This is a genomic window from Acinetobacter nematophilus (genome assembly GCF_026344175.1).
In the GTDB taxonomy this organism is placed as follows: Bacteria; Pseudomonadota; Gammaproteobacteria; order Pseudomonadales; family Moraxellaceae; genus Acinetobacter; species Acinetobacter nematophilus.
The window spans coordinates 111072-124765 of record NZ_JAPKMY010000011.1 but is presented as its reverse complement, the minus strand read 5'-3'; the positions used below and the strand labels follow the sequence as shown (position 1 = coordinate 124765).

Genomic DNA, 13694 nt, shown 5'->3' with positions numbered 1-13694 from the left:
AATGTGAGCATAAAGGCAATAACAATCATCAAAATAAAATGATTTACACAGGTGTTTTGTATATATTTAAATGTTGTCATATAATGTGGCACTTTTTTAAAAACTGTAATTATTAAATTCTATCGAGGAAGCCATGCAAGTAACTTCTGAAGCGGTTTCGGGCGTTGCCCGTCGTTTAAATGTATCTGTACCGACGAGCCGTATTAACGAGCAGTTTGAAGCTCGCTTGAAACGCACTGCTAAAACTGTGAAGATTAACGGCTTCCGTCAAGGTAAAGTGCCAGTAAATGTTGTACGTCGTGAATACGGCGCGGGTATTTATCAAGAAGTTGTTAATGATATTATTCGTGACACAGTATTCGAAGCGATTCAACAAGAAAAAATCAATGCTGTTGGTATGCCAAACATTGACAAAGTTGAAAATAAAGATGATGCATTAGTTTATCAAGCAACTGTTGAGGTTTATCCTGAAGTTGAAGTTAAATTTGATGGTCTTGAAGTATCGCGTAAATCATCTGAAGTGACAGACAAAGATGTTGATGTAATGCTTGAGAACCTTCAAAAGCAGCGTGCTGAGTGGACTGAAACCAAAGGCATGGCGAAGAAAGACATGCAAGTGACTTTCGACTTTGAAGGAACTGTAGATGGTGAAAAGTTTGAAGGCGGTGCTGCTGAAGACTTTAAACTTGTTTTAGGTTCTGGTCGTATGATCCCTGGCTTCGAAGACGGTATCGTTGGTATGAAGAAAGGCGAAGAGAAAGTCATTGATGTTACTTTCCCTGAAGACTATCAAGCTGAAAACTTGGCTGGTAAAGCTGCTCAATTCAAAATCACAGTTAAACTTGTTGAAAAACAAAAACTTCCTGAAATAGATGCTGAATTCTTAAAAATCTTTGGTTTAACTGAAGAGGAAGGCGTTGAAAAATTAAAAGCTGATGTTCGCAAAAACATGGAACGTGAAGTGAAAAATGGTTTGCGTAACCAAGTGAAAGGTGCAACTTTTGATGCACTTGTTGCAGCAAACGAAGTTGAAGTTCCTGAGTCTATGTTGGCTCAAGAAATTGACCGTCAACGTCAGCAAATGATTCAACAATTTACTCAGCAGTTTGGTGCTCAAGGTGCAAAAGCATTTGACAGCAGCATGCTTCCAGATGAGTTGTTCAAAGAGCAAGCTGAGAAAGCAGTGAAGCTTGGCGTACTAGTGAGTAAAGTATTGGCTGATGCTAAACTGGAAGTAGATCAAGCACGTGTTGATGCTTATATTGAAGATATGGCATCTTCTTACGAAGATCCAACAGAAGTGATTGAATATTTCAAAAATGACAAGCAACAACGTGCTCAAATCGAAGGCGTTGTGTTAGAAGATCAAGTGGTTGATCACATCTTGGCTAGCGCTAAAGTGACTGATGAAGCTGTAAGCTATCAAGATTTGTTAAAAGAGCAACAAGCACGTCAACAAGGCTAAGCTGTTTGATGTTGAAAAAGGCGCTTTGGCGCCTTTTTTTATGAGTTTAAACATTGGCTTAGTCAATCTGTTCACAATACTTATGCAAAAAATATCGGATATTTAGTTGGGAATATTTTGCATTTTCAGCAATTATCCCTCATATTGTGAACATGAGTGACGTAACAAAAATTCAGGAATAAATAACGTATGTATGTTCCATCAATTGAAAGCGCTTTAGTGCCAGTAGTCGTAGAACAATCTTCACGCGGTGAGCGTTCTTTCGATATTTTTTCACGTCTTTTACGTGAGCGTGTGATTTTCTTAACGGGTGAAGTTGAAGATAACATGGCGAACCTTATCGTTGCGCAAATGTTGTTTCTAGAAGCTGAAAATCCAGACAAAGATATCCATTTATATATCAATTCACCGGGTGGATCTGTGACTGCAGGTATGGCAATTTACGATACCATGCAATTTATCAAACCTGATGTTGTGACATATTGTATGGGGCAGGCTGCATCAATGGGTGCATTCTTATTGAATGCAGGTGCGAAGGGTAAACGTTATTGCCTGGAAAATGCTCGTGTGATGATTCACCAACCATTAGGTGGTTTCCGTGGTCAGGCATCGGATATTGAAATCCATGCGCGTGAAATTCTATTCATCAAAGAACGTTTAAACCGTTTAATGGCTGAACATAGTGGTCAGGATTACGAAACTGTTGCTAAAGATACAGATCGTGATAATTTCATGACCGCTCAGCAAGCAAAAGAATATGGTTTAGTGGATCAGGTATTAAGTAAACGACCACAGAACTAAGCATTTATAGATACGATTTAAGAATTTGGAGTGAAAATGTCCGATCTTCCTCAAGGACAAAAGCATTGTTCATTTTGCGGTAAAACGCAGTCTGAAGTCGGTAAGCTGATTGCAGGCGAGGACGCATATATTTGTAATGAATGTGTGGATGTATGTCTAGACTTAGTGCAAACGAGTCAACAAGTGGAAACTGGCGATTGGGCATCACGTCCATTGCCGAAGCCACATGAAATTCGTGCGGCTTTAGATCAATATGTAATTGGTCAAGATACTGCCAAGAAAACGCTTTCAGTTGCGGTATATAACCATTACAAACGTTTGAAAGTTTCTCAAACGGGTCATAAGCCTAAAGATGCAGTTGAAATTGCAAAAAGTAATATCTTGCTGATTGGACCAACAGGTTCGGGTAAAACATTACTTGCACAAACGCTGGCGCGTCTACTCGATGTACCTTTTGCAATGGCTGATGCAACAACATTGACTGAAGCAGGTTATGTTGGTGAAGATGTTGAAAACATTATTCAAAAACTGTTGCAAAAAGCCGATTACGATGTAGAGAAAGCCCAAAAAGGCATTATCTATATTGACGAAATTGACAAGATTACCCGTAAATCTGAAAACCCATCAATCACACGTGATGTCTCTGGTGAAGGTGTACAACAAGCATTGTTGAAAATGATTGAGGGTACAGTTGCATCTATTCCACCTCAAGGTGGGCGTAAACATCCACAGCAAGAATTTATTCAAGTGGATACTGCAAATATCTTGTTTATCTGTGGTGGTGCATTCTCTGGTCTTGAGAAAGTGGTGCAGCAACGTCAAGAGAAAGGTGGAATCGGCTTTAATGCAGATGTGAAGAATAAGGATGATACTAAAAAAGTCTCTGAATTATTCCGTCAAGTTGAAGCAGCCGACTTAGTGAAATTTGGTCTAATTCCAGAATTTATTGGTCGTTTACCTGTGATTGCAACCTTGGAAGAGCTTGATGAAGAAGCATTAATGCAGATTCTGACTGAGCCAAAAAATGCATTAACACGCCAATATCAATATTTGTTTGAAATGGAAAATGTCGATCTTTTATTTGAAGACTCTGCATTACGTGCAATTGCGAAAAAGGCTTTAGAGCGCAATACAGGTGCGCGTGGTCTACGTTCTATTTTAGAAAACGTTCTACTTGAGACGATGTATGATTTACCAAGTCGCTCTGATATTGGTACAGTCATTATCAACGAAGCTGTGATCAATGACAAAGCTGTACCTCAGTTCAAACCTGAAAGACAGCCCAAGCAAGAAAGCAATGAAGTTGAAAAAGTAGATCTAAAGGTTTTGGACAGTAAATCGGCTTAAATGTTGGATTTTATTCAACATCACTTTTGCATCTTATCTGAAACGTGTAAGTAGTTTGACTATTTACACGTTTTTTTATTTTTAAATTGTCATTGTAATGTTAAGCTCACTGTGCAGAATATTGTTTATTAAGAATGAAAATAAAAAATACGCGGTGAGGGAAAATCATGCGTTACATCGGTTTATTCGTTTTGATGAGTTGTGGATTAGCAGCTTGTCAAAGTCATCAATCTGTTGAACAGCAATCAACCAAAGTTGTTTCAACTTTAGATCCTATTGATTTTAAAAAAGAACAATCATTGGTTCATGAAAAGCTTGATCAATATAAAGTGAAATCTTTTTCCGTTGGCTCTTGGGTAAATCAAAAACCAGGTCAATACTTTCATTTGGTGAAACCACAGAATCCTCAAGCTGCTGTGATTTATTTCTATCGCCCAGATAGTCGCTGGAATAGGCAGGAAATCATTCCCACCAATTTCTTTTTAAATGGTAAACGCATTCCAAGTTTAATCAGCAATCACTACTATTGGATTGAGCTTGCTGAAGGTGATTATAAATTAAGTCTAAGTCGACCCTTAACAGTTTTTCATTTTCAGAAGCCTAAAGTTGCCTATTTTTCTGTAGAGGCAGGCGGGCAATATTTTGTTAAATACGAGGAAGAGAAATTCCGTGGTGGACCAAACGGTGAGGCCGGGCTATTACGAGTTGGACCATTGATGCAAATGCCAACACGACAGGGTTTAAAAGAAATTGCCATGACGCAACTTAAAACGCCTGGATTGAATTTTGTTGCTGAAGTAACAGCGGATGGGCGAGTAATTAAACCGCAAGAGAAAATTAAAGGTGCACCATATAAGGTAAGTGATGATGTGCATTTAGGACAACCTTTTAAGCTTTGGAATCCAACGACTTGGTAAGCTTTTTTAATAAACATTCAGATGTAAAAAAGAGAGCTTAGCTCTCTTTTTTAAAGCTTACGGTGTATTCGCTGCTTTTTTTAACTCAGCGAGTTTTTTATTGATGTCTTTAAAATCCTGTTCTGTATTTTGAAGCGTTTTGCTGAGTTGAGCATTCATAATCTTCATAGTTTCTTGAGCAACCTGAGGCGATTTTTTCAGTATGGACTGACCTATAGCACTCGAATAAAAGTCGATTTGTGCTTGTACTTCATCAGCATTGAAAACGTCTTTATAAATTTTTAGATAAAGCGGTTTGATCTGTTCCCAAGATACCGTTTTTTGACTTTGGGCATACATTTTATCTGCCAGTTCATTGGCAACGATTTGTTCTTGTGGACTCAATTGTTCCTTTTTTACGGTCATTTGAATGATCTGATATGCCTGCTGGTCTAATTGAGGACGAATCTGCTGCATGGTTTCTTGTAAAAGTTGATCAATATTCATCACTTTTAGCAATTGCTGTACTTGCTGATCTGATGCTTGTGCTGCAAAAGCAAAATTGGCGGATATACATGAACCAAGAAGCACTAAATGTTGTAATAATTTCATAATATACCTATAGGATAACGTTGTTATTTATACGACAAGGGGGGACCCACACTGAAAAAACCATATAAAGCTCTATTGAGCTTGCAGTATCGGTTTTAAAATGGCTTCCATTTTATCCTTAATCACTTGTTGATTTTCTGCTTTGAGCATTTGTCTCTGTGAAAATTGAGTGGTTTCTTGCATGACTTCAGTCATTAATAGGTTCATCTTCTGATTAATTGATTGCCCTAAAGGTGTACTGAGAAACGCAATATTGGCTTGGATTTCTTCTTCAGTAAAGGTTTTTTTAAAAAGCGATTTGAATAGATCAAGATATTCTGGATCTGTAATCAGTTTCTGCTGAATATCGCTATAAAGGGCACTAATTTGCAGTGCAGCATTTTGCTGATCAATGTTGAGAGTCTGAGCCCCAGTCACTTGGCGAACAAGATCTTCAGCTTGCTCATCAAAATAGGGTTGCATATCACGAGTACTTTGTCTGAATATTTCAGTAATATTGGAAAGTTGCATCAATTTGTCGACGCTTTTATCTGTTGCTGGAGAAGCAAAACTTGACACTGTGATGCAGCATAAACTTAAAGTAAAAATGAACTGCTTAATTTTCATGGGTTTTCCTTTATTTATTTTCATCTAACTGAGGCAGTTGTTGAATAATTTGTCCAATTTTATTGCGATATGGTTGGATAAAATGAGGATCATTGACTGCTTTAGAAATCGCAGCATTGCTTTCTAGGAATATTTTCGTGTCAGCATCTGTCAGTTTTGTGTATAACTGCTGACTTGGAGTCGTAGTACTATCATATAAGGTTTCAATCTCTTGAGGATTTAACGATTCTAAAAGAATTCGTTTGGTTTGGGCGATAAATTGTGGATCCCGGAGAATTTTTTCGGGCATTGCCTGATAAATTTCTACAATTTGTGGAATGAGTTGTTTTTCTTGATCTGTGAGTTCTATCGTACTTAAGCCATTTTTGATTAGATTTTCTGCTTGATGCTGATAAATCTCTTTTGCGCTTTCATTGTATTGTAGACGCCATATTTGATTATTAATGATACCTTGCGCGAGTTGGTCAAGTGCTTCACTTTCAGTTGTTGATGCGAAACTTTGAATTGAGATCGAAGATGAAAACAGCACAGAAAAAATAATATATTTTATAAAGTTCATGATCTGGCTCAAAATAAAAAAGCACCCTAATCATAGAGTGCTTTTCAAGTAATCCTCAAGCTTAATCTAAGCTTTATGGATATTATTGTGCAGCATCAACCACTGGAATTTTTCCAATTTTTGCTTGCCAAATTTTTGGTGCTGTCGCGTGAACAGAAGTACCATTTACATCCACAGCAACAGATACAGGCATATCTTGTACTTTGAATTTGTAAATTGCTTCCATACCCAAGTCAGCAAATGCGACAACTTCAGCTTCACGGATTGCTTTAGACACAAGGTAGGCAGCACCACCTACAGCCATAAGATAGGTGGCTTTATTGTCTTTGATGGCTTCAATCGCAGCAGGACCACGATCAGCTTTACCAATCATACCAAATAGCCCCGTTGCTTCGAGTACTTGGCGGGTGAATTTATCCATGCGTGTTGCAGTTGTTGGGCCTGCTGGACCAACCACTTCATCACCAACAGGATCGACAGGACCAACGTAGTAAATGAATTTGCCTTTTAAATCCACAGGAAGCTGTTCGCCTTTATTGAGCATGTCAACCATGCGTTTATGTGCAGCATCACGACCTGTATAGATTGTACCATTGAGCAATAAGGTATCACCCGGTTGCCAAGCATTCATTTCTTCTTGAGTGATATTGTCTAAATCTACACGTTTAGAGGTAGATGAATCCCACGTCACTTCAGGATAGTCTGAAAGTTTTGGTGCTTGGATATGTGCAACACCTGAACCATCTAATTGGAAATGCGCATGACGTGTTGCAGCACAGTTTGGAATCATTCCCACTGGTTTACCTGCCGCATGGCAAGGGTAATCCTTGATCTTGATATCAAGCACTGTGGTTAAACCGCCCAGACCTTGTGCACCGATACCCAAAGCGTTTACCTTTTCAAAGATTTCAATACGAAGTTCTTCAATCTGGTTTTGTGGACCACGACGAAGTAATTCATCCATATTGATTTCTTCCATGAGCGATTCTTTTGCAAGCATCATGGCTTTTTCAGCAGTACCACCAATACCAATACCCAGCATACCTGGAGGACACCAACCTGCACCCATTGTTGGAACAGTTTTAAGTACCCAGTCGACGATAGAGTCGGATGGGTTTAACATCGCAAGTTTAGATTTGTTTTCAGAACCGCCACCCTTGGCAGCAACAGTGATATCCACCTTGTTACCCGGAACAAGCTTATAGTGAATCACAGCAGGGGTATTATCTTTAGTATTTTTACGACCGAAAGCAGGATCTGCCAGGACGGATGCACGAAGTACGTTGGTATTTTCTAAATAACCTTGACGTACACCTTCGTTGATTGCATCGTCTAAACTCATGGTTAAATCAAATTTAACGTCTAAGCCCACATCAACAAATACGTTAACAATACCAGTATCTTGACAGATTGGACGGTGACCTTCTGCACACATACGTGAGTTAATTAAGATTTGTGCGATTGCATCCTTTGCAGCTTTGTTCTCTTCACGATCATAAGCACGGCTCATCGCTTGGATAAAGTCTTGTGGATGATAGTACGAAATGAACTGAAGCGCGTCCTTGACCGATGTGATCAAGTCATCTTGCTTGATAATAGTTGTCATATCAAAAATCTCTTGAGCGGGCTGTTAGCTAGCGGGCAGAATTATACGTGATATTGCTTGTTTTGTGGTGGCTTTGATGGATTTTTAGGCTAAAGTTTTACGATTTTATTCAAGCTAAAAACTTTATACTTATTTGACAATGAAATCTTTGAATGGGATTTGCTGCATGATGAAAGACCATACTCATCTAGCTGAAAATATTATTGAAATTTATGAGAAGAAAGCTCATGTATGGGTTAGGTTAAGAGGGACGTACCTATATGAAAAAGTATGGTTGGATCGGTTTTTGGCATTACTTCCACAACACTCCAATATACTGGACTTAGGTTGTGGTTCCGCAAAACCCATAGCGGCTTATATGATTGAGCAAGGGCATCGTGTTACGGGTGTAGATAGTTCAAAAGCAATGTTGGAGATGGCTCGGCAGAATTTTCCAGAACACTTGTTTCCAGAATGTAATTGGATTCAAGGGGATATGCGTACAGTTAAACTGATTGAAAAGTTTCAGGGAATTTTAGTTTGGGACAGCTTTTTCCATTTATCACCGGAACATCAAAGTGCCATGTTTCAGCAATTTGATCATTTTTCAATGCAGGATACCGTTTTAATGTTTACTAGTGGTCCAGCATATGGGGAGCAGATTGGCGATTTATTCGGAGAACCTCTATACCATGCCAGTTTGTCCTCAGAACAATATACCCAACTGCTTAATCGCTTTGGTTTTAAAGTGATCATAATGATAGCCGAAGATCCTAACTGTACAGGTCATACCGTTTGGTTGGCTCAACGAAATTAATTGTTGTTAATTTAATCAATTGAATCAAATAATTAAAAAATTATTCAAGTGAATAATACTTCATGAACCATATATGGCATTTTAATTATTTTTTTGAATTTTAATGATGTTTTTTTAATTATTTAGTTTTTATTTAAGAGAGTGATTAGATTTTTTCAATAAAAAATACTTTTGAGCGAAGGCAATATAGACCATTGTGTGAAGGGATTGGCATACTTGTGTAAATTTTTATGAAAAATTGTATTATAATGATAATTATTATCATTACTATTTTTGGGGAATGGAATGCGTTTTGTCAAAAAAAGCTTAACACTCATGATGCTATCAACGGGATGCCTGTTTGTATCTCCTATGGTATTTTCTAATTCTGATATTGCCAAGGAAGAGCAAAGAGCCAATACGGCCACACTTCCGACCATTGCGATTGAAGCAATGGCTGATGGTGACCCCATTAAAACGTATGTGGACTATAAACAAGCCAATGTCACGCGAAATGGTTTAGATAAAAAAGATATCCCACAAACTGTAGATACAATTGATGTGTCCAAATATAAGTTGTACGGCGCAAATGATTTAAGCGTGATGTTACAGGGAACACCAGGTGTCTCAACCAGCTATGACATGCGTGGTGATGGCATTATGCTGCGTGGGTTCAGTGCTGATTCAGGTGATATTTACCGTGATGGTGTGCGTGAAAGTGGACAGATTCGTCGTAGTACTGCCAATGTTGAACGTATTGAGATTTTAAAAGGACCAGCATCTGTACTCTACGGTCGTAGCGGTGGTGGAGGTGTGATTAATATGGTCACCAAATACGCAAATTTTGACTCACCAAGTTCAATTGGTGCTTACGCTGGGTCTTATGGCAATGTTGGTGGAACTATTGATCTAAATAAAGTACTTAATGATAACTGGGCTGTACGTTTGGTTGGAGAAAAGTCAGATACCAATAGTTTTCGTTCAGGGATCGGTTCGAAAGAAGAAATGATCTCTCCAAGCGTGACCTATCGCAGTGATGATGAGAAACTGATTTGGACCACAGAATTTACATATGACAATTTAGAACGCGTACCTGATCGTGGACCTTCCTATGATAACTTGCCTTTAGGAACATCAATCAAGATGGGGTTTTCTCAACCCGGTGACTATGTAGAAGATGTTCTTCAAACAATGCGTACAGATGTTAAATATGAATTTGCACCAAATTGGAAATTTCATTGGAGTTTAAGTCATCGTGAATCGGAACAGAATTTTGATCATTTTTATTTAGGATCTATGTGTACAGCTGATGTGAAGCCAACGAATACAAATAAAGGCTGTTACAAAGGCTATATCAATCAAATCTATTACTGGCAACAAACGACCAATAAAACTACTGCCAATACTTGGGATATAACAGGAGAATTTAAGACTGGGGCAATCAAACACAATATCTTGGTTGGTACAGATTGGTCTTATGAACAACGAGAGCCGTTATTATCTAATAAAAACTCGGATGGGTCACTGATTTATGGGTTTGTAAATCCATTGACTGGGGATCGTTTTAGTAATCGTGGCACAGGGCATATCATGACCTCTCATAATTATAATGAAGGGACGAATTATGCACTTTTTCTTCAAGATTTAATGAGTATTAATGACCAATTTAAAATAATGTTGGGCGGAAGATATGATTATTATGAAGCAAAAACTACAAATAAATTAGAGAGTTCAACTTCTTATCGACAATCAAGAACTGTTCAGGATGAAACATTTAGTCCGAATGTAGGCTTTGTATGGCAACCTGTACCTGAACAAAGCTTATATGCATCTTATAGTCGTAGTTTTTCACCTTTTGGTGGAAACATGGGCGTCAATGTTGTTAATGCAACAGATGATCTAAATGCATACAATTACGAGCCTCAGTATCTTGATCAGTATGAAATTGGTATAAAAAGCGAATGGCTTGATTCTAAGTTAAATACACAATTTTCTGTATTCAATATCAATAAAAATAATATTCGTGCTCGTAAGGACCCTGATGACAATAATTCACCTTATGTAGTTGTTGGTAAACATGAATCTACTGGGGCTGAATTTAGCTTTATTGGTCAAGCACTCAATAACCTTTATATTCGTGGTGGTTATGGTTATACAGATTCCAAAATCGCTAAAAATGATTTAAAACCTGAATTGGTGGATAATGATTTAAGAAACGTTTCAAAACATACGGGTAATTTGTTTGTACGCTACCTTCCTACAGAAAAGTTTTATGGAGAAGTCGGTGCAACTTACATGGGGTCTTATTATACCTCTGATGAAAACACCACAAAAATGCCAGACTGGACTCGTGTTGATGCAGCAGTGGGTTATAAGGATGATAGATGGGGGGCAACATTTGCGGTGAACAATCTCACCGACAAAGAATATTGGCGTTCAAACGCGATGCCTGGTACACCAAGAAACTATCTATTCCGTGTGAATTATTACTTTTAAGTGCTGCTGTGTACTCATATTTATTTGAATCATGCGGTATGTTGATCAATAAACTATAAGAACAACAAAATAAAAAAACCACTCAAATCAGCTGAGTGGTTTTTTTATTTATGTAAAAGCTTATTGTGCTGCTTGCTGTTCTGACTGAATCGCCGTCAATGCAATAGTAAACACAATATCATCTACCAATGCACCACGAGATAAATCATTTACAGGTTTATTTAAACCTTGCAACATTGGACCAACACTCACCACATTGGCAGAACGTTGAACTGCTTTATACGTAGTATTGCCTGTATTGAGATCAGGGAAAATAAAGACATTGGCCCGACCTGCAACTTGAGAGTCTGGTGCTTTAGAACGTCCAACACTTTCCACAGAGGCTGCATCATACTGTAATGGTCCATCGATCAGTAAGTCGGGACGACGTTGTTTCGCAATTTCAGTTGCTTTGGCTACTTTTTCAACTTCTGCACCAGCACCTGAAGTCCCAGTAGAATAAGAAATCATGGCAATACGTGGGTCAATACCAAAGGCTTTTGCTGAATCTGCAGATTGAATCGCAATCTCTGCCAACTGTTCAGCATCAGGATCAGGATTAATCGCACAGTCACCGTACACATACACTTCATCAGGCAAGAGCATGAAGAAGATTGAGGACACTAGAGAGTATTCAGGCGCTGTTTTGATCAGTTGGAAAGCAGGGCGAACGGTATTGGCAGTGGTGTGTACTGCACCTGATACCAAGCCATCCACTTGATCCAGCGCCAACATCATGGTCCCTAATACTACAGTGTCTTGAAGTTGTTCGCGCGCCTGTAATTCATTGAGTTTGCCTTTGCGCAGCTCAACCATTTGAGCAACATAATTTTCACGAATCAGATCTGGATCAATAATTTCTAAATCAGCAGGTAATTCGATGTTGCGAGCTTTGGCTACATCAAGTACAGCTTCAGGTTTTGCTAACAATACGCATTGCGCAATTCCACGAGACTGGCAGATGACTGCTGCTTGAATGGTACGTGGTTCATCGCCTTCGGGAAGTACAATCCGTTTTTTGGCTGCAATTGATTTTTGCACCAATTCATGACGGAAGGCAGATGGAGATAGACGGGGTTTATAGTCCCCATTGAGGATTTGAAGTAACCAGTCTTGGTCGATATGACTGGATACAAAACGGGTGACTTGATCTGCTCGCTCGGTATCGTCTACAGGAATCTCATTGCCTAGATTCGCCAGTTGTTGGGCTGTTTCAAAGGTGCTGAGTGGCGTATGTAAAATCGGTAAACCATTTTTGATTGCAGTTTGGCAGAACTCCAAAACCAAAGGATTAGGTTCATGATGTTCAGTAAGGACTAATCCTGCAAGCGGAATACCATTGCTGGTCGCTAAACTACTTGCCAACAGTACATCAATACGATCAGATGCACTGATAATTAATTCCCCAGCCACAAATTTTTGTAATTCATGTTCAATGTTTGAAGCGATCAAGCTGCTATGTAATACACGGCGTGTAGAGGCTTTACCTTGATTAATCCATGTTGCCTGAATTTGTTTTGCAAGATCAGAAACACGAGGCACACTTAAAGTATCACTGAAAGGCACCAAACCGATGATCGGGAAATTTGTAGAACCGATGTGAGCATGGGTTTTTTGAATTTCTTTTTTGAATTGTTCTATGTCTGAAATCAAACGTAAACTAGGATCAATGGTCACAGGAATTTGAGCAGATTCGGCTGGTAAGCCGCGGGTACGCATAAACAATACACCCGCATTACGGGTGGATGAAGCACCTCCGAAGTTACGTAACTGTGCTTCGACTTTTTCAGCTGTGTATTCTGGTCGATTAATGTCTGCGTTGCTGACAAAGATAACTTTTGCATCTAGCGCTTGCGCCAAAGAAGCATTTAGATCACTGGCAAAAGCATCACGAGCCGTTGGGACTAAGCCTTCTACAATAATAATATCATGTGATTTAGCCACTTGACGCTGTAAACTTACCGCTTCTTCTAAAAGCTCATCAGTTTCACCATCATTCAACTGTTGGGTAATTTTCGTATACGCAATAGGTTCAACAGTATCTAGTTTTGAAATGTGGCGATACAGAGCTGTTGTGCGATCTGGTTCTGCTTGTAACTCTTGTGAAAATGGCTTGACGAAGCCTGCTTTAACACCTTGGCATTCCAAAGCATAGACTAAACCTAGGCATGCGGAGGTTAGTCCGACACCTTCCCCAGTTGGAACCAACAGAATCGTTTTCATAGACTATTCTTTAATAAATAAAAAAGATTGAAATTTGTATATACAGAGAAGCTAACAAAGCAGAGTACGCTATTTAACACAAGTTCTTTATTTATCGATACATTTGAGTCAAACATTAAGAATTTTTGTGATCAGATCCATGCTTGTATGACCTTTATTCAAGGATCGCAGAAACTCTAAGCTGTGTAGTCCTATGCTTTGTTGTGAATCATGTTTTAAGAATGACATGATTCACAACGAATCATCTTTGTTCAGATCATCGCCACGAC

Annotated in this window: 11 protein-coding genes; 6 read left to right on the top strand and 5 right to left on the bottom strand. The window is 38.8% G+C overall.

Features of this window, described 5'->3' with window-relative positions; all coding sequences use genetic code 11:
* Positions 1-133: 133 nt before the first annotated feature.
* From tig to OSH00_RS17515, 4 genes are all read left to right on the top strand, one after another.
* Positions 134-1465, top strand: a complete 1332-nt coding sequence (tig, locus tag OSH00_RS17530; protein WP_266131494.1) for a trigger factor — start codon at positions 134-136, stop codon at positions 1463-1465.
* 189 nt (positions 1466-1654) lie between these two features.
* Entirely contained in the window at positions 1655-2266 is a 612-nt protein-coding gene (clpP, locus tag OSH00_RS17525; protein WP_196076510.1) for an ATP-dependent Clp endopeptidase proteolytic subunit ClpP, read from the top strand.
* Positions 2267-2302: 36 nt separating this feature from the next.
* Positions 2303-3613, top strand: coding sequence for an ATP-dependent Clp protease ATP-binding subunit ClpX (gene clpX / locus OSH00_RS17520; RefSeq protein WP_266131493.1), 1311 nt, complete (start codon positions 2303-2305; stop codon positions 3611-3613).
* A gap of 167 nt (positions 3614-3780) precedes the next feature.
* The gene (locus tag OSH00_RS17515; RefSeq protein ID WP_266131492.1) at positions 3781-4530 is read left to right on the top strand and encodes a DUF2846 domain-containing protein; all 750 of its coding nucleotides are present in this window, start codon (positions 3781-3783) and stop codon (positions 4528-4530) included.
* A 57-nt stretch (positions 4531-4587) separates the two neighbouring features.
* Here the strand turns inward: OSH00_RS17515 and OSH00_RS17510 are convergent, their stop codons facing one another.
* The 4 genes from OSH00_RS17510 to OSH00_RS17495 form a co-directional block, all read right to left on the bottom strand.
* Complete coding sequence (locus OSH00_RS17510; protein ID WP_266131491.1) at positions 4588-5121, bottom strand: DUF2059 domain-containing protein; 534 nt, start codon at positions 5119-5121, stop codon at positions 4588-4590.
* A gap of 72 nt (positions 5122-5193) precedes the next feature.
* Entirely contained in the window at positions 5194-5727 is a 534-nt protein-coding gene (locus tag OSH00_RS17505) for a DUF2059 domain-containing protein (RefSeq protein WP_266131490.1), read from the bottom strand.
* Positions 5728-5737: 10 nt separating this feature from the next.
* The gene (locus tag OSH00_RS17500) at positions 5738-6286 is read right to left on the bottom strand and encodes a hypothetical protein (protein WP_266131489.1); all 549 of its coding nucleotides are present in this window, start codon (positions 6284-6286) and stop codon (positions 5738-5740) included.
* 82 nt (positions 6287-6368) lie between these two features.
* The gene (locus tag OSH00_RS17495; protein ID WP_266131488.1) at positions 6369-7892 is read right to left on the bottom strand and encodes a fumarate hydratase; all 1524 of its coding nucleotides are present in this window, start codon (positions 7890-7892) and stop codon (positions 6369-6371) included.
* A gap of 169 nt (positions 7893-8061) precedes the next feature.
* On the opposite strand from OSH00_RS17495, the gene OSH00_RS17490 reads away from it, so the two are divergent.
* Positions 8062-8688 carry a class I SAM-dependent methyltransferase gene (locus tag OSH00_RS17490; RefSeq protein WP_266131520.1) on the top strand — a complete coding sequence of 209 codons (627 nt, stop codon included), beginning with the start codon at positions 8062-8064 and terminating at the stop codon, positions 8686-8688.
* 285 nt (positions 8689-8973) lie between these two features.
* The gene (locus OSH00_RS17485) at positions 8974-11163 is read left to right on the top strand and encodes a TonB-dependent receptor (RefSeq protein ID WP_196076503.1); all 2190 of its coding nucleotides are present in this window, start codon (positions 8974-8976) and stop codon (positions 11161-11163) included.
* 120 nt (positions 11164-11283) lie between these two features.
* Here the strand turns inward: OSH00_RS17485 and pta are convergent, their stop codons facing one another.
* On the bottom strand, positions 11284-13425 hold the full coding sequence (gene pta / locus OSH00_RS17480) for a phosphate acetyltransferase (protein WP_266131487.1): 2142 nt from the start codon (positions 13423-13425) through the stop codon (positions 11284-11286).
* Positions 13426-13694 lie beyond the last annotated feature (269 nt).

Excerpts from the sequence above, each read along its gene's own strand:
- tig (WP_266131494.1), top strand. The coding sequence starts at position 134 with ATGCAAGTAACTTCTGAAGCGGTTTCGGGCGTTGCCCGTCGTTTAAAT.
- OSH00_RS17490 (WP_266131520.1), top strand. The coding sequence starts at position 8,062 with ATGAAAGACCATACTCATCTAGCTGAAAATATTATTGAAATTTATGAG.
- OSH00_RS17495 (WP_266131488.1), bottom strand. The coding sequence starts at position 7,892 with ATGACAACTATTATCAAGCAAGATGACTTGATCACATCGGTCAAGGAC.
- OSH00_RS17505 (WP_266131490.1), bottom strand. The coding sequence starts at position 5,727 with ATGAAAATTAAGCAGTTCATTTTTACTTTAAGTTTATGCTGCATCACA.
- OSH00_RS17515 (WP_266131492.1), top strand. The coding sequence starts at position 3,781 with ATGCGTTACATCGGTTTATTCGTTTTGATGAGTTGTGGATTAGCAGCT.
- OSH00_RS17500 (WP_266131489.1), bottom strand. The coding sequence starts at position 6,286 with ATGAACTTTATAAAATATATTATTTTTTCTGTGCTGTTTTCATCTTCG.
- OSH00_RS17510 (WP_266131491.1), bottom strand. The coding sequence starts at position 5,121 with ATGAAATTATTACAACATTTAGTGCTTCTTGGTTCATGTATATCCGCC.
- clpX (WP_266131493.1), top strand. The coding sequence starts at position 2,303 with ATGTCCGATCTTCCTCAAGGACAAAAGCATTGTTCATTTTGCGGTAAA.
- pta (WP_266131487.1), bottom strand. The coding sequence starts at position 13,425 with ATGAAAACGATTCTGTTGGTTCCAACTGGGGAAGGTGTCGGACTAACC.
- clpP (WP_196076510.1), top strand. The coding sequence starts at position 1,655 with ATGTATGTTCCATCAATTGAAAGCGCTTTAGTGCCAGTAGTCGTAGAA.
- OSH00_RS17485 (WP_196076503.1), top strand. The coding sequence starts at position 8,974 with ATGCGTTTTGTCAAAAAAAGCTTAACACTCATGATGCTATCAACGGGA.